General features: G+C 53.7%; 15 protein-coding genes. 10 read left to right on the top strand and 5 right to left on the bottom strand.

From position 1 onward, the window contains the following. Positions 1 to 11 precede the first annotated feature (11 nt). Positions 12 to 2249 carry a mechanosensitive channel protein gene (gene ybiO / locus OGV98_RS17015; RefSeq protein ID WP_138828342.1) on the top strand — a complete coding sequence of 746 codons (2238 nt, stop codon included), beginning with the start codon at positions 12 to 14 and terminating at the stop codon, positions 2247 to 2249. Here the strand turns inward: ybiO and rlmF are convergent. After that, positions 2246 to 3172 (bottom strand): 23S rRNA (adenine(1618)-N(6))-methyltransferase RlmF, encoded by a 927-nt coding sequence (gene rlmF, locus OGV98_RS17010; RefSeq protein ID WP_003845423.1) that lies wholly within the window; start codon positions 3170 to 3172, stop codon positions 2246 to 2248. The genes ybiO and rlmF overlap by 4 nt on opposite strands. Positions 3173 to 3382: 210 nt before the next feature. Here rlmF and mcbA point away from each other — a divergent pair, with 210 nt between their 5' ends. The 5 genes from mcbA (at position 3383) to ybiJ (ending at position 7849) form a co-directional block, all read left to right on the top strand. Further along, positions 3383 to 3643: a DUF1471 family periplasmic protein McbA gene (gene mcbA / locus OGV98_RS17005; RefSeq protein ID WP_003035239.1), complete on the top strand. Its 261-nt coding sequence runs from the start codon at positions 3383 to 3385 to the stop codon at positions 3641 to 3643. A gap of 293 nt (positions 3644 to 3936) precedes the next feature. After that, positions 3937 to 6222: a catecholate siderophore receptor Fiu gene (locus tag OGV98_RS17000; protein WP_088903361.1), complete on the top strand. Its 2286-nt coding sequence runs from the start codon at positions 3937 to 3939 to the stop codon at positions 6220 to 6222. Between the two features lie 43 nt (positions 6223 to 6265). Then, positions 6266 to 6943: a PKHD-type hydroxylase YbiX gene (gene ybiX / locus OGV98_RS16995; protein ID WP_149911559.1), complete on the top strand. Its 678-nt coding sequence runs from the start codon at positions 6266 to 6268 to the stop codon at positions 6941 to 6943. Positions 6944 to 7018: 75 nt separating this feature from the next. Continuing rightward, the gene (locus OGV98_RS16990; RefSeq protein WP_003035233.1) at positions 7019 to 7285 is read left to right on the top strand and encodes a DksA/TraR family C4-type zinc finger protein; all 267 of its coding nucleotides are present in this window, start codon (positions 7019 to 7021) and stop codon (positions 7283 to 7285) included. 303 nt (positions 7286 to 7588) lie between these two features. Next, a complete protein-coding gene (gene ybiJ, locus OGV98_RS16985; protein ID WP_003035231.1) occupies positions 7589 to 7849 on the top strand; it encodes a DUF1471 family protein YbiJ in 261 nt (86 codons plus the stop codon). A gap of 98 nt (positions 7850 to 7947) precedes the next feature. Here ybiJ and OGV98_RS16980 read toward each other — a convergent pair whose 3' ends face one another. From OGV98_RS16980 to rhlE, 4 genes are all read right to left on the bottom strand, one after another. Beyond that, positions 7948 to 9033 (bottom strand): malate/lactate/ureidoglycolate dehydrogenase, encoded by a 1086-nt coding sequence (locus OGV98_RS16980; protein ID WP_003845417.1) that lies wholly within the window; start codon positions 9031 to 9033, stop codon positions 7948 to 7950. 162 nt (positions 9034 to 9195) lie between these two features. After that, positions 9196 to 10164 carry a DNA-binding protein YbiB gene (ybiB, locus tag OGV98_RS16975; RefSeq protein ID WP_210943535.1) on the bottom strand — a complete coding sequence of 323 codons (969 nt, stop codon included), beginning with the start codon at positions 10162 to 10164 and terminating at the stop codon, positions 9196 to 9198. Between the two features lie 29 nt (positions 10165 to 10193). Then, positions 10194 to 12344, bottom strand: coding sequence for an ATP-dependent DNA helicase DinG (dinG, locus tag OGV98_RS16970; RefSeq protein WP_003035224.1), 2151 nt, complete (start codon positions 12342 to 12344; stop codon positions 10194 to 10196). 96 nt (positions 12345 to 12440) lie between these two features. After that, positions 12441 to 13787, bottom strand: coding sequence for an ATP-dependent RNA helicase RhlE (gene rhlE / locus OGV98_RS16965; RefSeq protein WP_003035219.1), 1347 nt, complete (start codon positions 13785 to 13787; stop codon positions 12441 to 12443). A 221-nt stretch (positions 13788 to 14008) separates the two neighbouring features. Here rhlE and cecR point away from each other — a divergent pair, with 221 nt between their 5' ends. From cecR to OGV98_RS16945, 4 genes are read left to right on the top strand one after another with little or no spacing between them, the layout of a single operon-like run. Further along, positions 14009 to 14686 (top strand): transcriptional regulator CecR, encoded by a 678-nt coding sequence (gene cecR / locus OGV98_RS16960; RefSeq protein ID WP_003035216.1) that lies wholly within the window; start codon positions 14009 to 14011, stop codon positions 14684 to 14686. Further along, a complete protein-coding gene (gene hlyD / locus OGV98_RS16955) occupies positions 14683 to 15678 on the top strand; it encodes a secretion protein HlyD (protein WP_032938552.1) in 996 nt (331 codons plus the stop codon). The genes cecR and hlyD overlap by 4 nt, the downstream gene beginning before the upstream one ends. Next, on the top strand, positions 15671 to 17407 hold the full coding sequence (locus OGV98_RS16950) for an ATP-binding cassette domain-containing protein (RefSeq protein ID WP_101741857.1): 1737 nt from the start codon (positions 15671 to 15673) through the stop codon (positions 17405 to 17407). Before hlyD ends, OGV98_RS16950 begins: the two co-directional genes overlap by 8 nt. Next, positions 17400 to 18533, top strand: a complete 1134-nt coding sequence (locus tag OGV98_RS16945; RefSeq protein WP_046669898.1) for an ABC transporter permease — start codon at positions 17400 to 17402, stop codon at positions 18531 to 18533. The genes OGV98_RS16950 and OGV98_RS16945 overlap by 8 nt, the downstream gene beginning before the upstream one ends. The last annotated feature ends 9 nt before the right edge of the window (positions 18534 to 18542 follow it).

Below are 18542 nucleotides of genomic sequence, written 5' to 3'. Positions count from 1 at the left end.
TGGGAGGAGTCATGCGCGGGATCCTGTTCATCATTGTTTGTCTGTTGAGTCTTCCGACCCAGGCGGTGACAATTCCTGGCGTCACCACGCCAACATCAACCAACGCGCAAACCACAGCGGCGAAAGAGCCGGATATTGAACAGAAAAAAGCGGCTTACGGCGCACTGGCCGATGTGCTGGAAAATGACACCTCGCGGAAGGAGCTGATCGGCCAGTTACGCAAAGTGGCCACTGCCCCTCCTGCCGAGCCGGTGCCGACCATTGTCCCGCCCACGTTAACGGAAGAAAAAACGGTACTGGAAAACGTCACGGACGTCACCCGCCACTACGGTGAGGCGCTCTCCAGCCGCTTTGCCCAGCTTTATCGCAATATTACCGATGCCCCGCATAAGACCTTTAATCCGCAAACGTTCACCAATGCTCTGACGCATTTTTTAATGCTGGCAGTGTCAGTGTTCGGTTTTTTCTGGCTGGTTCGTCTGTGCGCGCTACCGTTGTATCGCAAAATGGGACAATGGGCACGACGCAAAAACCGCGAACGCAGCAACTGGCTTCAGCTTCCGGCGATGATCGTTGGCGCATTCGTTATCGATTTGCTTCTGCTGGCGCTGACATTATTTGTCGGGCAGATACTGAGCGACAAAATGAACGCTGGCAGTCGCACGATCGCCTTTCAGCAAAGTCTGTTTCTCAATGCCTTCGCCCTGATTGAATTCTTCAAGGCCATTTTGCGCCTGATATTTTGCCCAATGGTGGCGGAGCTACGCCCGTTTAACATTCAGGATGCTGGCGCACGCTACTGGAATCGCCGTTTGAGTTCATTGAGCAGCCTGATTGGCTACGGGCTTATCGTTGCCGTACCCATTATCTCGAATCAGGTCAATGTGCAGGTCGGCGCGATGGCCAACGTCATCATCATGTTATGTATCACGCTATGGGCGCTGTACCTGATTTTCAGAAACAAGAAAGAGATAACGCAGCATTTGCTGAATCTGGCGGAAAGATCCCTCGCTTTTTTCAGTCTGTTTATTCGTGCTTTTGCGTTGGTATGGCATTGGCTGGCCAGCGCCTATTTCATTGTGCTGTTTTTCTTTTCGCTGTTTGATCCGGGCAACAGCCTGAAATTCATGATGGGCGCTACGCTGCGCAGCCTGGTAATCATTGGAATTGCCGCCTTTGTTTCCGGCATGTTTTCCCGCTGGATAGCCAAAACTATTACCCTTTCACCACACACCCAGCGCAGCTATCCGGAACTACAAAAGCGGCTGAATGGCTGGCTGTCGACAGCGTTAAGCGTAGCCAGGATCCTGACGGTGTGCGTTGCGGTGATGCTGCTACTGAATGCCTGGGGGCTGTTCGACTTCTGGAACTGGCTGCATTACGGCGCAGGAGAAAAAACAGTGGATATCCTGATCCGTATCGCGCTGATTTTATTCTTCTCCGCCATCGGCTGGACAATCCTTGCCAGCCTGATTGAAAATCGTCTGGCTTCCGATATTCATGGTCGCCCGTTACCCAGCGCGCGTACCCGCACCCTGCTGACACTGTTTCGTAACGCACTGGCGGTGATTATCAGCACGATCACCATCATGATTGTGTTGTCGGAAATTGGCGTCAATATCGCCCCCCTACTGGCCGGGGCCGGGGCGCTGGGGCTGGCTATCTCTTTCGGCTCGCAAACGCTGGTAAAAGATATTATTACCGGGATTTTTATTCAGTTTGAAAATGGCATGAACACCGGCGACCTGGTGACCATTGGCCCACTCACCGGTACGGTTGAACGGATGTCCATCCGTTCTGTGGGCGTGCGTCAGGACACCGGGGCGTACCATATCATTCCCTGGTCATCGATAACGACCTTCGCCAACTTTGTGCGGGGAATTGGATCGGTCGTCGCCAATTACGACGTAGACCGCCATGAGGATGCGGATAAAGCGAATCAGGCGTTGAAAGATGCGGTTGCTGCGGTGATGGAAAAAGATGATATTCGCGGGCTGATTATTGGCGAGCCGTCGTTTGCCGGGATTGTAGGATTAACCAATACGGCATTCACACTACGGGTCTCGTTTACCACCTTGCCGCTGAAGCAGTGGACGGTACGTTTTGCGCTCGACAGCCAGGTGAAGAAATACTTCGATCTGGCCAACATACGCGCCCCGGTACAGACCTATCAAGTGTTGCCTGCACCAGGGAATGGCCCAACGTCTGCGGCAAGCGAACCGCTGCCGCCAACCGAGCCAACGCTTTAGCGTTTACGCGCCATAAAACGACGACGCTGATCGTTATCCATAAAGGTCCAGGCAATAAAGCGACTCTGCTTTTGCCCCTGGGCCATCTCTTTCTTGACCACTTTCACCGCGCCCGCATCCGTTAATGCGTGGTACAGCGGAGGCAAGTTCTCGCCGCGAGAAACCAGCGTGGTAAACCACATAACCTGACGGCCAAAAGCCTGGCTTTCGACGATCATTTTTTTGATGAACGCTACTTCGCCGCCTTCACACCACAGCTCCTGCTGTTGTCCGCCAAAGTTCAGCGCATCATCTTTATCTTGCCCCAGATTACGACGTTTACGCTCGCTTCCTGCGCGGGCTGAGGCCGCAGAATCATGGAATGGCGGATTACACAATGTGGCTTCATACTGCTCATTTTTGTGAATGATACCGTTGAAGATTGCCGAAGCATCTTTCTGACGACGCAGACGAATAGCACGGGTTAACCCCGGATTGCCGTTTATGATCGCCTGAGCGCTGTTAAACGCTTCGCTACTGCTCTCACTGCCCGTGAATCGCCAGCCGTATTCATGCACGCCGATCAGCGGATAAATACAGTTTGCCCCTACGCCTATGTCCAGGATGCTCGCATTTGCCGGAATGGTTCCGCTGGTTTCCCCCAACAGGTCGGCCAGGTGGTGAATGTAGTCAGCACGACCAGGCACCGGCGGGCACAGAAAACCGTCCGGAATATCCCAGTTTTTCACCGCATAAAAATGCGCCAGCAGTGCTTTATTGAGCGCCTTTACTGCCTGCGGATTGGCGAAATCAACACTCTGCTCCCCGCCGGGCGTGAGGGTGAGAAATTGCGTCAGCTCTGGGGTAATCTGGCATAAAGTCGCAAGATCATAACGGCCATTGTGGCGGTTGCGTGGGTGTAATCCCGGTTTCTGGGCGGACATAGCATTCTCCTTTTAACAGCGGCGTAAGATACCCGCATAACGCCACGCGGTAAACACACACAACAAGGAAATTTGATTTTTTACGCCTGTTTGACGCTTTGCTGATTGTTCGAAAAACAGACAGTTCATCACCAGTTTTTTGCGGTAAATGCCATCCGCTGACGACCTAAACTTATCAGGCACACCTGTTGTTTTTCAGAGGATATCACCATGAAGAAATGCCTCACATTACTTGCCGCTACCGTACTTACCGGCATGACATTTGCCTCCTTTGCTGCACAGCCATACACCAGCCCAGCTACCGGTCAGCTACAAGCTTCCGGCACAGTATCCGCTACCGGCGCCTCTAACCTGAGCGACCTTGAAGACAAGCTGGCAGAGAAAGCGAAAGAGCAAGGAGCAAAAGGCTTTGTCGTTAATTCTGCTGGCGGTAAAAATCAGATGTACGGCACCGCAACTATCTATAAATAACTCCCCTTCCTTAGCCTAACTGCATTCATCCCGAATGCAGTTATGTGCGCGCTGTTCACTTCATTGCAGCTCAATTTGTAATCAATGTGTTGGCATTTTGAATCCAATGTAAATAAATGTATTTATTTTTGAATTAATGAATGTTAAAACGTCGAACTGATTAGAAATGATTATTAAAATCATTATCAATTACACATTCATTTTCGCGAGACCTGCAGGGTACAACATCCACAGAGATGTCCCTTCGCGTGAGTGAAACCGTCTACTCAAAAAATAATAAGTCATTAATTAAAATGGATAAAAATCGCAACTTGCCGTCCAGTAGTTTTCATTCACTGACTTTTTTTGCCGGTCTGTGCATTGGCCTGTCTCCGGTAGCCCAGGCTGTCGCAGCAGGCGATCAGGATAAAAAACAAGAAGATACGTTGGTCGTTGAAGCGGCCAAACCTTCGCTGTACGCCCCAACACAGTCTGCCGACCCTAAATTCTCCCGCCCGGTGGCGGATACCACCCGCACCATGACGGTGATTTCTGAGCAGGTGATTAAGGATCAAGGCGCAACAAATTTGACCGATGCGCTGAAAAACGTACCGGGCGTTGGCGCGTTTTTCGCTGGTGAAAACGGCAACTCCACTACCGGTGATGCGGTTTATATGCGTGGCGCGGATACTTCGAACAGTATTTATATCGACGGTGTTCGTGATATCGGCAGCGTCACGCGCGATACCTTCAATACCGAACAGGTCGAAGTGATTAAAGGTCCTTCCGGTACCGACTATGGACGTAGCGCACCGACTGGCTCTATCAATATGATCAGCAAACAGCCGCGTACCGACTCAGGAATCGATGCGTCGGCCAGCGTCGGTAGCGCCTGGTTCCGCCGTGGTACACTGGACATTAACCAGGTTATCGGCGAGACCACCGCCGCACGTTTAAACCTGATGGGTGAAAAAACACATGATGCCGGTCGCGATAATGTTAAGAATGAACGTTACGGCGTGGCCCCCTCACTTGCTTTTGGCTTAGGCACCGAGAACCGACTGTATCTGAACTATCTGCACGTTACTCAACACAACACACCGGATGGAGGCATTCCCACCATCGGCCTGCCGGGTTACTCCGCGCCTTCCGCAGGGACGTCTGCACTGAATCATTCAGGAAAAGTTGATACGCATAACTTCTACGGCACCAACTCGGATTACGACGATTCGACGACCGATACCGCGACGATGCGTTTTGAACATGACCTGAGCGACAGCACAACGATTCGCAACACCACCCGCTGGTCGCGCATTAAACAGGATTATCTGATGACGGCGGTGATGGGCGGTGCGTCTAATATTACGCAACCCACCAGCAGCGTCGACACCTGGACATGGTCACGCCTGGCAAATACCAAAGATGTCAGTAACAAAATCCTGACCAACCAGACCAACCTGACCTCAAAGTTTTACACGGGATCCATCGGTCACGACATCAGCACCGGCGTGGAGTTGACGCGCGAAACACAAACCAACTATGGCGTAGCCCCGATTACCCCGCCGCCGGTTAATATTTATCATCCCAACAGCGACGTGAATATCGGCGGATTATCGCGTAACGGCGCCAACGCTAACGGGCAAACCGATACCTTTGGCGTATACGCTTTTGATACGCTACAAATTACCCGTGAGTTTGAGCTGAACGGTGGTATTCGCCTCGACAATTACCGCACTGAATATGACAGCGCCACCGCTTGCGGCGCTTCTGGCCGTGGTGCAGTGGCATGTCCGACAGGCGTCGCCAAAGGTTCCCCGGTCACCACTGTGGATACTGCCAAATCAGGCAATCTGGTGAACTGGAAAGCGGGCGCGCTGTATCACCTGACCGATAACGGCAATGTCTACATTAACTATGCCGTTTCTCAGCAACCGCCGGGCGGCAGCAACTTTGCCCTTGCTCAGGGCGGAAGCGGTAACAGCGCAAACCGTACCGACTTCAAACCGCAGAAAGCGAAAACCAGCGAGATTGGCACCAAATGGGAGGTGCTGGATAAGCGCCTGCTGTTAACCGCCGCAATTTTCCGCACGGATATTGAGAATGAGGTTGAGCAGAACGACGACGGAACCTGGTCCCAGTACGGGGAGAAACGCGTTGAAGGCTACGAGCTCTCGGTAGCAGGCAACATCACCCCCGCATGGCAGATTATTGGGGGTTACACCCAGCAACGCGCAACCATCCACAGCGGTAAAAATGTTGCTCAGGATGGCTCCTCATCCCTGCCGTATACACCGGAACATGCGTTCACGCTGTGGAGCCAGTATCAGGCAACCGACGATGTTTCTGTTGGCGCGGGCGCACGCTACGTGGGCAGTATGCATCGCGGTTCGGACGGCGCCGTGGGTACGCCATCCTACACTGAAGGTTACTGGGTCGCAGACGCCAAACTGGGCTATCGCGTGAATCGCAATCTCGATTTCCAGCTAAACGTCTATAACCTGTTCGACACCGATTATGTATCCTCCATAAACAAGAGTGGATACCGTTATCATCCAGGCGAGCCAAGAACCTTCCTGCTCACCGCCAATATGCATTTCTGATCCATCGCGTGGGGCGAAAGCCCCACTTTCAGGAGAAACACTGATGATGTACCACATTCCCGGCGTTCTGTCGGCGCAGGATGTAGCCTGGTTTCGCGAACAACTGGACGCTGCCGACTGGGTTGATGGCCGCGCAACCACCGGCGCTCAGGGGGCGCAGGTTAAAAACAACCAGCAGGTGAATACGCAAAGTGAACGCTACGACGTTTTACAACAGGCGGTACAGACTGCGGTAAATAACAGCGCGCTTTTCTTCGCCGCGGCACTACCGAAAACGCTCTCCACGCCGCTGTTTAATCGCTACCAGGACAACGAGACCTACGGTTTTCACGTTGACGGCGCGGTGCGTAGCCATCCGGAGAACGGCTGGATGCGCACAGACCTTTCCGCAACCTTATTCCTGAGTAATCCGGATGATTATGAAGGCGGAGAGCTGCTGGTTAATGACACCTACGGCCAGCATGCGGTGAAGCTTCCGGCAGGCGATCTGGTGCTTTACCCTTCCAGCAGCCTGCACTGCGTCACGCCAGTAACCCATGGCGTTCGTGTGGCGTCCTTTATGTGGGTACAATCGATGATCCGTGACGACAAAAATCGCGCCATGCTTTTTGAACTGGATAAAAACATTCAATCCCTGAAGGCTCATCATGGAGAGAGCAACGAGATCCTGTCATTACTCAATCTCTACCATAACCTGCTGCGCGAATGGTCTGAAATCTGATACTGCTGGCGCATGGTCGTTTTTCAGCCATCATCTTCGCTATACTTAGTCTGTAGACATCTGCAGGAGGTACACATGGCATCCGGATGGGCAAATGACGACGCTGTAAACGAACAGATCAACAATACTATTGAAGATGCTGTTGCCCGTGCCCGCGGTGAGTTACCGACGGGGGAAAGTCTGTATGAATGCGAAGAATGTGGCAATCCTATCCCTCAGGCCAGACGTGAGGCCGTACCTGGGGTACGCTTGTGCATCACTTGCCAACAGGATAAAGATTCACATAGCGCGGCATTTTCAGGATATAATCGCAGAGGTTCGAAAGATAGCCAGCTACGTTGACTCATCTTTACCAAAAGTTTCAGCGCATACGATTTCCTTTACGAGCACGCTTTTTCGCACTCTGTGTGGCAAAATGTGCCGTTGTTGGTTTCTCTGTAAAGCGCAATGACAAGAACTGTAAATCCCTCGCCTGAATTTATTAATATTCAATAAGTTATTTGTCATTCAATTTTTTTGATTGATGTCGTCAATTCTATTCGATTTTCTCTCACCAAAAAAAACGTGATACTTATCACATCGACGAAACAACGTCTTCTTAAAGAACACTGACTACTAACAGAACAACCCTGCGAGAGATTAATCATGAAAAATATCAAATTTGCTGTTGCTGCCATCGCCCTGTCTACCCTGTCATTTGGCGTTTTCGCTGCCGAGCCGGTTTCCTCCACTCAGGCACAAAGCATGAATAAAATTGGTGTAGTTTCTGCTGATGGCGCCACCACACTGGATGGCCTGGAAGCCAAACTGGCTGAGAAAGCGGCTGCTGCTGGCGCAACTGGTTACAGCATCACTTCCGCTGTCGGTAAAGACAAAATGAGCGGCACCGCGGTTATCTATAAATAACCGAAAGATTACCTGTACGACCCAATGCTCCAACCCTCATTGACCCTGTTTGTTACCCTTTGTTTGCCCGTCCGCCACTGGACGGGCTTTTTTTTTGCTTAGTGTTCAAGTCGTTGACGGAATTCCTGCAATACGGCGTCCGGCATGCCTATTTGCAGCGCCGCCTCGCAAATCGCCTGCCAGCTTCCTGCATCCAGCGGAATACCGTGTTCCAGCCGTTCCTCGCGAGTATTCACTTCCCACTCACCTGGCAACAGGATCGGGGCATCTTCAGCATGCGGGGACGCTTTCACCCACTCAGCAAATGCTGCGACCTGGTTGTCGCAGTCCGGCGCGCCGAACAGTTCCGGATTCATAATAATAGTGGTCATACAGTTGATGATGGCGTCCGGGCTGGTCTGCAGGCTCTCTTCATGTGTGGTTTTACCCCCTGAAAGCGCACCACCCATAATTTCGCACATCGCCGCCAGCGCATACCCCTTGTGCTCGGCAAAGGTTAGCAACGATCCCAGCGGAGAAACCTGCATTACCGCAGGATCGGTTGTAGGCATCCCCTCCACATCAATCAGACATCCAGGAGCTACCGGCTCGCCCTTATGCCATGCCACACGGGTTTTGCCAAACGCGATGGCACTGGTTGCATAGTCGAGCAATAGCGGGAAGGTATTTTTACGCGGAAAAACAACGCAGAAGGGGTTAGTGCCAAAACGACTATCGCGGCCATGAAACGGTGCAACCATCGGGATCCCGACCACACTCACAAAATGCACTGAGACAAAACCTGCCGCCGCGCATTGCTCCGCCCAGTAGCCAATACGTCCGATATGATGCGAATTATGTAATGCCACGGCGGCGATACCGTGCTGGCGAGCTTTTTCAATCCCCAGCGTGATGGCTTCGTGAGCCGCCACCTGACCAAAGGCACAATCGCCATCAAGCGTAATCACCGCCCCTGCATCTTTTACCACTTTGGCATGACGGTTGATTTGTAGATGCCCCAGCGAGAATGAACGAATATAGCTTGGGATCATACCGATGCCGTGGGAGTCGTGACCGGCGAGGTTAGAGGCTATCAGATGATCGGCCACCAGCCGCGCCTCCTGATCATTGCTTCCCATCTGATGAAAAACGGCCTGGATAAAAGCGTGCAGCGTTGGCACATGGAAGCGATGTCCACTGTTCATTGTTATCTCCTGTTGTGTCGCGTGTTTGTTGTGTTTCTTATTTTTCAACAAACTATGCTGCGCCACGGCGCTCAGGAGGTCAATAAACGTGCAGAAATTTCACGTTGCCGAAAAGAGAAAACCGACAGACCAGGTAAAAGGCCCGTCGGGATAACAAATGAATCAGAAACTTTGCTCGACGCGGGCAAGTCCTTCGGCAAGCGAGGCGGATTCACCAGTTGCCACCAGGCAGCAGGCCATCTGAATTTTCAACGATGCCGGGACCGGCTCACTGCCAGCCAGACAACGCTCAATCCAGCGCGCGGTGGTTTCCGGATCTTTTGCCACCGGCAGCGGTACTGGCTCGTCAGGCATCTCGCTCTGTCGGTCCTGTAACACTCGCACGCCGGATGAATCTATCAGGCTTATCTGCGGGCAGCGCTGCGGGTTGGCATACACTTCGCCCTCGGTACCATGCATCAACAGGCCGCGCCCACCGATATCGCCGAAGAACTTCGCCACACGCGAGACGTATTCCGGGTGGGACACGCTGGAAAGACGCAGCGCCGCATCTTCAGCAAACGGCGTGGCTAATTTAGCCAGTGTGTGCGCACTGTTACGCACGCCCATGCGCCAGCGCATCGCCAGCTGTTTCTCCAGCGGAGGGCACAACGCGCTCACCGGGATAAACACCGGCTGATGACCATCCAGCTTTGCCTGCGCCTGCCCGGCATGCAGCGTTGGCGTAATCCCCATCAGTTCAAAAATGGTTTCTGTCAGCACGCGGGTTGGATCCTCACTGACACCGTGCACGACTACCGGGAAACCGAGCTTATGCAGTAAAATCGCCAGCAGCGGCGTCAAATTCGCCTGCTTGCGTGCACCATTGTAGCTGGGAATGACAATCGGCATGGGTTTGGCTACTGGCGGAGTCAGGCGAATGGTGTGGTTTTGCATCGCTTCGTAAAAGCCCAGCATCTCCGCTTCGCCTTCGCCTTTAATACGTAGCGCAATCAGCACCCCGCCCATCTCAAGGTCAGGTACGTCGCCGTTCATCATATGGGTATACAGTCCGCGAGCAATATCCTTGTCCAGGTCACGCGCGTGATTTTTTCCTCGCCCAATCTCTTTAATGATTTTGCGGTAATCCATCGATAACTCCTTGCCTGTTGCTCGCATCGTTAACGCCGACGGCGGCGCGTGGGTTTCGCTTTTTCTTTTGGTTTTACTATAACGTCTGGCACAGCAGGTTGCTCTATCGGAAATATGGGTAACGCGTTCAGTAAACGCTTGCCATAGTTTTTGGTCAATAAACGTTTGTCATAAATAACCACTTCTCCCCAGCAGCCATGGCTACGGATGAGTCGCCCAACCTGCTGGATCAAATTGAACGACGCCGCGGGCAGGCTCTGCACCTCGAAGGGGTAGCGGTTCAGGCTTTTCAACCACTCGCCCTCGGTGATCACCACCGGGCTGTCGATCGGTGGAAAAGCAATTTTGTGAATATGCACCTGGGTCAGCAGGTCGCCTTTCAAGTCCAGACCTTCAGCGAAAGATTGCAGCCCAACCAGCACGCTGCGCTCGCCGTTGGTCACCCGTTTGCGGTGCAACTCTACCAGACGATAGCGCGGCTGATCGCCCTGCACCAACAACAGCAGGCGCAGATCGGTAACATGCTCAAGAAAACGCTGCATCGCCCGACCGCTGGCAAAGAGTACCAGCATCCCCTGATGCTTTTTACTTTCCAGCTGTTCGCGGAAATAGGCGGCCATTTCCGCGATATGTTGCTCTTCGTTATCAATTAACGGTTCGTAGCGCATCTGCGGAATGACGATTTTGCCCTGTTCAACGTGATTAAACGGTGAATCCAGCGCGACAAACCGATCCCCTGCTTTTTCCTTCAGACCACTCATCTCCTGCAAACGCGAGAAGCTGTTGAGCGAGCGCAGCGTTGCGGAAGTGACAATAATATGCGGGACGCTACGCCACAGCAGTCGTTCGAGCTGATCGCTCACACGGATCCCCACGCAGTGGAACCAGACGTGGATCTGCCCGTCACGCACCTCGCGCGTCGCCCATTTACTCACCGGCGCGCCTGACGACTGCGCGAGCGATGCCAGCCGCCACAGTTTGCTTTGCGCCTCAAACATGCCCAGCGCCCGGTTCATCTGCAAAATAACCCGATGCAGACGCACAATATCGTGAGTGCCGGTTTTTTCGCTGAGATCGTTGAGGAACAGTTCCGCCAGCCCGCGTAGCATTTCCGTAAGCTTTGCCAGACGCTGACAAATCTCCATCACTTCTGCAGGCAGTTCGCCCATCGCAAAGCGGTGTTCCGCCTCCTGAGTAGCAGGCATATACAGATTAAGAATGTTATTGAGCGATGAAATCAGTTCATACAGCTCTTCACAGTGACCGTTCAGACGCTCGGCATTCGCCAGCGGCGGCGTGGTTTTCGGGCGAAACTGTTCCAGACAGGTCGCCACTAATTTGCAAAACAGATCCAACTGGAGCCGATACCAGGGTGCGCTGATTTCCGCGCTCATCTCCAGCGCATCGCGCGCGACATCCGGCAAATGGTGGCCTTCATCTAGTACCAGCAACAGGTTTTTCGGCTCCGGCAAAACGGCTTCGCTTTCCATCGCCGCCATCACCAGCGCATGATTAGCCACCACCACTTCAGCTTCCTGAATCTCCCGGCGGGCGACAAAAAAAGGGCATTCACGATAATAGTGACAGTTGCGATTCAGACAGCTAGCTTTATCGGTGCTCAGACGCTGCCAGAGTCCGTCGTCAATGGCGATATCGGTGTGATCGCGCAGCCCGTCCCACTTGTAGCTGTCGAGATCGCCTTTTAACCTGGCGCAGCGCTTTTGTTCTTCCTGGTTGTTGGGCGTTAGGTCATCGTCGAGAAAAGCCAGCAGATCCTGCTGATTGGGTTCAGTACTGGCCAGCGCCGCTAAGTTACGCGGGCAGACATAGCGTCCGCGACCAAACGCGGCGGTAAAACGCAGGTCAGGGATAATTTTGCGCAGCAGCGGTAAATCTTTGCTGTAGATCTGATCCTGCAAAGCGACGTTGGCGGTGCTGACCACCAGCGTTTTTTGCTCTTCACGCGCGATGGCAATACCGGGAATCAGATACGACAGAGTTTTCCCCACCCCGGTCGGCGCTTCAATCGCCAGATGCCGCCCTTCTTCACCTGCCAGCGTTTTCGCGACGTCAGCAATCATCTGCCGCTGCGGTGCACGAGGGATAAAGTCGGGGATCTGTTCCTGAAGCGCCTTATACCAGGCGGCAATTTGCGCTTTTAACGCAGCCGTAAGTGCCATGAGAAAACCTGAAATACTGTATAAACAGCCACTATTGTGGCACTTTCTATCCCGTGTCGCAAAAAGAAAAGCCCGACCTTTCGGCCGGGCTCGCAATTACTGCGCTGAGGACGGTTTGCGCGGACGGCGCGGCGGACGAGGCTTATCGCCTGCCGGTTTGCCTTCGCCATTACGCGGCTTCGCTTTTGGCGCACCGCCATCCTGACGACGCGGCTGCTGGCCACGCCCTGCTCCGCCCTGCCCGCGACCACCACCGCCGCCACGCTGCTGGCGACCATTCTGGATCGGCTCAGCTTTAATGGAGGGATCTGGCTCATAGCCTGGCGTTGCAATACGCGGGATCTCTTTTTTCAGCAGCTTCTCGATGTCACGCAGCAGCTTGTGTTCATCGACGCACACCAGAGACAACGCTTCGCCGGTAGCAGCGGCACGCCCGGTACGACCGATACGGTGCACATAATCTTCTGGGACGTTTGGCAGCTCGTAGTTCACCACGTGCGGTAACTCTTCAATGTCCAGACCTCGCGCGGCAATATCGGTCGCTACCAGCACGCGTATATCACCGGATTTAAAATCAGCCAGCGCACGTGTACGTGCCCCCTGAGATTTATTACCGTGGATTGCCGCACTGCGGATGCCGTCTTTATTCAGCTGTTCTGCCAGATGGTTCGCGCCATGTTTGGTACGGGTAAACACCAGCACCTGCTGCCAGTTGCCCTGACCAATCATCTGTGACAACAGTTCACGTTTACGTTTTTTATCGACGAAATGAACGTGCTGAGTTACCTGCTCGGACGCGGTATTACGACGCGCCACTTCGATTTCCAGCGGGTTATGCAGCAGTTTTTCGGCCAGCGACTTAATGTCATCAGAGAACGTTGCCGAGAACAGCAGGTTCTGACGTTTTGCCGGCAGTTTTGCCAGAACGCGACGAATATCGTGAATAAAGCCCATATCCAGCATGCGGTCAGCTTCATCCAGTACCAGGATCTCCACCTGATCCAGTTTTACCGCATTCTGATGCTCCAGATCGAGCAAACGACCCGGGGTGGCAATCAGTACATCCACACCGCCACGCAGTTTCATCATCTGCGGGTTAATGCTGACGCCGCCGAAGACCACCAGCGAGCGAATATTCAGATACTTACTGTAATCACGGACGTTTTCGCCAATCTGGGCCGCCAGTTCACGGGTTGGCGTGAGGATCAGTGCACGAACCGGACGACGGCTTTTACCATGCGGCTGATTGGTAATCAGGTGCTGCAACAGCGGCAGGGTAAAACCTGCCGTTTTCCCCGTACCGGTCTGGGCGCTGGCCATCAGATCGCGGCCTTCCAGCACGGCAGGAATAGCCTGCTGCTGAATAGGGGTAGGTTCACGGTAACCCTGCTCGGCAACGGCACGTAAAATTTCAGGGTTTAAACCAAGGGAATCAAAAGACATAACAACTCCGAACCGCCCTGACCGTTACCGGTGTCGTTTTCAGGGAGATACATACAATAGAGATGACAAAAACCACAATGTCATGAAGGGGCGGAGTGTAGCAGTTTTTGTGATGTGCCGCATAAATTATCCCTTCACTGGAAAATAACCGTCCGGACTGGACAAGGCTGCACATCAGTCATAATCTTAATCAATCGATTGATTAAGATCAGAGTCGTGCCATGAATACACCCACCATGACAACCAAAGGTGAACAGGCGAAGAACCAGCTCATTGCCGCCGCATTGGCGCAATTCGGCGAGTATGGTCTGCACGCCACGACGCGCGATATCGCTGCACAGGCCGGGCAAAACATTGCGGCTATCACCTACTATTTTGGCTCAAAAGAGGATTTATATCTCGCCTGCGCCCAGTGGATTGCAGATTTTATCGGCTCACAGTTTCGTCCGCACGCTGAAGAGGCCGAGCGTTTATTCGCTCAGCCAGAACCGGATCGTGGCGCGATGCGTGAACTGATCCTGCGCGCCTGCAAAAATATGATCATGCTGTTAACCCAGGACGACACCGTTAACCTGAGTAAATTTATCTCGCGTGAACAGCTTTCCCCCACGGCGGCTTATCAACTGGTGCACGACCAGGTTATCAATCCGCTGCATACACACCTGACGCGCCTGATTGCCGCCTATACCGGCGGCGATGCCAACGATACCCAAATGATTCTGCATACCCACGCCATCCTCGGCGAGGTGCTGGCTTTTCGTCTGGGGAAAGAAACCATTCTGTTGCGTACGGGCTGGTCACAATTTGATGAGGATAAAACCGCGCTGATTGACCAAACGATCACCTGTCACATCGATCTTATTCTGCAAGGTTTAACGCAAAGGAGTCTGGAGTCATGAAAAAACCTGTCGTTCTCGGGCTGGTTATCGCGGCCCTCGTTGCCGTGATTGCCGGTGGAACGTGGTGGTATCAGAGTCGGCAAGATAACAGCCTGACGCTATACGGCAATGTCGATATCCGTAGCGTCAACCTGAGTTTTCGCGTCGGCGGCAGACTGGCCTCGCTGGCGGTTGATGAAGGCGATGCGATTACCGCCGGTCAGGTGCTGGGTAAACTGGACCGCGCACCGTATGAAAACGCATTGATGCAGGCAAAAGCCAACGTTGCCGCCGCGCAGGCGCAATACGATCTGATGCTGGCAGGGTATCGCGAAGAAGAGATCGCGCAAACCGCGGCGGCAGTCAAACAGGCGCAGGCCGCCTATGATTACGCGCAGAATTTTTACAATCGGCAGGTAGGATTGTGGAAAAGCCGTACCATTTCTGCCAACGATCTGGAAAATGCGCGTTCATCTCGCGATCAGGCGTTAGCTTCATTGAAATCCGCACAGGATAAACTCACGCAATATCGCAGCGGTAACCGTGTGCAGGACATCGAGCAGGCAAAAGCCACGCTCGAACAAGCTCAGGCCGAGCTGGCACAGGCAGAACTTAATTTGCATGACACCACGCTGACCTCGCCGTCTGACGGCACGCTTCTCACCCGCGCGGTTGAACCCGGCAGCATGCTGAACGAAGGGAGCACGGTACTGACGCTGTCGCTCACGCGTCCGGTATGGGTCCGCGCCTACGTTGACGAACGCAATCTGAGCCAGGCGCAGCCAGGACGTGAGATCCTGCTCTATACCGACGGTCGCCCGGACAAACCGTATCACGGCAAAATCGGCTTTGTGTCACCAACCGCCGAATTTACGCCGAAAACGGTCGAGACTCCTGATCTGCGCACCGATCTGGTGTATCGCCTGCGAATTGTCGTAACCGACGCGGACGATGCGCTACGTCAGGGAATGCCGGTAACGATAAAATTTGGCGATGAGGCACGGCATGAATGACGCCGTCATTACGCTTAAAGGGCTGACGAAAAACTTTGCTGGAATGGAAAAACCGGCCGTCGCCCCGCTCGACTGTATCGTGCATGCGGGCTACGTGACCGGGCTTGTCGGGCCGGACGGCGCGGGCAAAACCACGCTGATGCGCATGCTGGCGGGATTATTAAAACCTGATGCCGGAAGTGCTGCGGTAATTGGTTTTGACCCCATCAAAGACGACAGCGCGCTGCACGCGGTGCTGGGCTATATGCCGCAGAAATTTGGTCTGTATGAAGATTTGACCGTCATGGAGAACCTCAATCTCTATGCCGATTTGCGCAGCGTCACCGGTGAGGCGCGAGAAAAAACCTTTGCCCGACTACTGGAGTTTACCTCACTGGGGCCATTTACCGGACGACTGGCCGGCAAACTTTCCGGCGGCATGAAGCAGAAGCTCGGGCTAGCCTGTACGCTGGTCGGCGAACCCAAAGTGTTGCTGCTGGATGAGCCAGGTGTGGGTGTGGACCCAATTTCCCGCCGCGAACTGTGGCAAATGGTCCACGAACTGGCCGGAGACGGCATGCTGATCCTCTGGAGTACGTCGTATCTGGATGAAGCAGAGCAATGCCGTGATGTGCTGCTGATGAACGAAGGCGAATTGTTATACCAGGGCGATCCTACTCAGCTTACGCAAACCATGGCTGGTCGCAGCTTCCTGATGAGCAGTCCACAGGAAAATAACCGCCGACTGCTGCAACGCGCGTTAAAACTACCGCTGGTCAGCGACGGAATGATTCAGGGGAAATCCGTCCGTTTAATCCTGAAAAAAGAGGCGACAGCTCAGCAGATCCAAAACGCTGACGGCATGCCGCAGATAACCATCAATGAAACTGCACCCCGCTTCGAAGATGCCTTTATCGATTTACTCGGCGGAGCCGGAACATCGGAATCCCCGCTGGGCGCTATCCTGCATACCGTAGAAGGCACGCCTGGCGAAACGGTGATCGAAGCCAAAGCGCTGACCAAGAAGTTTGGCGATTTTGCCGCGACCGACCACGTAGACTTTTCCGTACAGCGCGGCGAGATTTTTGGTCTGCTAGGACCCAACGGTGCCGGCAAATCCACCACCTTTAAAATGATGTGCGGCCTGCTGGTCCCCACCTCCGGTAAAGCGCTGGTGCTGGATATGGACCTGAAAGTCAGCTCCGGCAAAGCGCGTCAGCATCTGGGCTATATGGCGCAGAAATTCTCCCTGTACGGTAACCTGACGGTTGAACAAAATCTGCGCTTTTTCTCCGGCGTCTACGGCCTGCGTGGTCGGGCGCAGAAGGAGAAAATCGATCGAATGAGCGAGGCATTTGGCCTGAAGAGTATCGCTTCCCACGCCACCGACGAACTGCCGCTGGGGTTTAAGCAGCGTCTGGCGCTGGCCTGCTCGCTGATGCATGAACCCGACATTCTGTTCCTTGATGAACCCACTTCCGGGGTCGATCCCCTCACCCGTCGTGAGTTCTGGTTGCATATCAACAGCATGGTGGAAAAAGGCGTCACGGTGATGGTGACCACCCACTTTATGGACGAGGCGGAATACTGCGATCGCATCGGGTTGGTGTATCGCGGCAAACTGATTGCCAGCGGAACACCGGACGACCTGAAAGCTCAGGCTGCCGACAGCGACACTCCGGACCCGACCATGGAACAGGCGTTTATCACGCTAATCAATGACTGGGATAAGGAGCACGCGCATGAGTAATTCCGCTCTCTCCTGGCGTCGCGTACGCGCGCTGTGCGTGAAAGAAACCCGCCAGATCGTCCGCGATCCCAGCAGTTGGCTGATTGCGGTGGTGATCCCGTTGCTGCTGCTGTTTATTTTCGGCTACGGGATCAACCTCGACTCCAGCAAGCTACGGATCGGGATTTTGCTCGAACAGCAAAGCGAGGAGGCGCTGGATTTTACCCATACCATGACCGGCTCGCCGTATATTGACGCCACTATCAGCGATAACCGGCAGGAATTGATTGAGAAAATGCAGGCTGGGCGCATTCGCGGGCTGGTGGTGATCCCTGTGGATTTTGCCCAGCAGATGGCGCGACCTAATGACGTGGCACCGATCCAGGTGATCACCGATGGCAGCGAACCCAATACCGCCAACTTTGTGCAGGGTTATGTCGAAGGCATCTGGCAGATTTGGCAGCAACAGCGGGCGGAAGATCGTGGGGAATCGTTCGAGCCTTTGATCGACGTGCAAACACGCTACTGGTTTAACCCGGCGGCCATCAGCCAGCACTTTATTATTCCCGGGGCGGTAACCATCATCATGACGGTGATTGGCGCGATCCTCACCTCATTAGTGGTGGCGCGCGAATGGGAACGCGGAACCATGGAGGCACTGCTTTCTACCGAAGTTACCCGCGTCGAATTACTGCTGTGTAAACTGATCCCCTATTATTTCCTCGGCATGCTGGCGATGCTGCTGTGTATGCTGGTGTCGGTATTTATTCTTGGCGTGCCCTATCGCGGCTCGTTGCTGATCCTGTTTTTCATTACCAGCCTGTTTCTGCTCAGTACGCTTGGCATGGGGTTGCTTATTTCCACCATCACCCGCAACCAGTTTAACGCCGCGCAGGTCGCGCTGAACGCCGCTTTCCTGCCCTCGATTATGCTGTCAGGTTTTATCTTCCAGATAGACAGCATGCCCGCGATTATCCGGGCGGTAACCTACATTATTCCGGCTCGTTATTTCGTCAGTACCCTGCAAAGCCTGTTTCTGGCGGGAAATATTCCGGTGGTGCTGATTATTAACGTGCTGTTTTTAATCGCTTCGGCGGTGATGTTTATTGGCCTGACGTGGCTTAAAACCAAACGTCGGCTGGATTAAGGGGACGGG

This window comes from Citrobacter sp. Cf136, assembly GCF_030333815.1.
GTDB classification, from domain to species: Bacteria; Pseudomonadota; Gammaproteobacteria; order Enterobacterales; family Enterobacteriaceae; genus Citrobacter; species Citrobacter freundii.
This window is presented reverse-complemented; position numbering and strand designations above follow the sequence as displayed.

What these genes read in the sequence shown, in the direction of transcription:
- OGV98_RS17000 (WP_088903361.1), top strand. Translation starts at nt 3,937, where the DNA reads ATGGATAAAAATCGCAACTTGCCGTCCAGTAGTTTTCATTCACTGACT.
- ybiX (WP_149911559.1), top strand. Translation starts at nt 6,266, where the DNA reads ATGATGTACCACATTCCCGGCGTTCTGTCGGCGCAGGATGTAGCCTGG.
- OGV98_RS16950 (WP_101741857.1), top strand. Translation starts at nt 15,671, where the DNA reads ATGAATGACGCCGTCATTACGCTTAAAGGGCTGACGAAAAACTTTGCT.
- rlmF (WP_003845423.1), bottom strand. Translation starts at nt 3,172, where the DNA reads ATGTCCGCCCAGAAACCGGGATTACACCCACGCAACCGCCACAATGGC.
- ybiO (WP_138828342.1), top strand. Translation starts at nt 12, where the DNA reads ATGCGCGGGATCCTGTTCATCATTGTTTGTCTGTTGAGTCTTCCGACC.
- dinG (WP_003035224.1), bottom strand. Translation starts at nt 12,344, where the DNA reads ATGGCACTTACGGCTGCGTTAAAAGCGCAAATTGCCGCCTGGTATAAG.
- ybiJ (WP_003035231.1), top strand. Translation starts at nt 7,589, where the DNA reads ATGAAAAATATCAAATTTGCTGTTGCTGCCATCGCCCTGTCTACCCTG.
- hlyD (WP_032938552.1), top strand. Translation starts at nt 14,683, where the DNA reads ATGAAAAAACCTGTCGTTCTCGGGCTGGTTATCGCGGCCCTCGTTGCC.
- OGV98_RS16980 (WP_003845417.1), bottom strand. Translation starts at nt 9,033, where the DNA reads ATGAACAGTGGACATCGCTTCCATGTGCCAACGCTGCACGCTTTTATC.
- mcbA (WP_003035239.1), top strand. Translation starts at nt 3,383, where the DNA reads ATGAAGAAATGCCTCACATTACTTGCCGCTACCGTACTTACCGGCATG.
- OGV98_RS16990 (WP_003035233.1), top strand. Translation starts at nt 7,019, where the DNA reads ATGGCATCCGGATGGGCAAATGACGACGCTGTAAACGAACAGATCAAC.
- cecR (WP_003035216.1), top strand. Translation starts at nt 14,009, where the DNA reads ATGAATACACCCACCATGACAACCAAAGGTGAACAGGCGAAGAACCAG.
- ybiB (WP_210943535.1), bottom strand. Translation starts at nt 10,164, where the DNA reads ATGGATTACCGCAAAATCATTAAAGAGATTGGGCGAGGAAAAAATCAC.
- OGV98_RS16945 (WP_046669898.1), top strand. Translation starts at nt 17,400, where the DNA reads ATGAGTAATTCCGCTCTCTCCTGGCGTCGCGTACGCGCGCTGTGCGTG.
- rhlE (WP_003035219.1), bottom strand. Translation starts at nt 13,787, where the DNA reads ATGTCTTTTGATTCCCTTGGTTTAAACCCTGAAATTTTACGTGCCGTT.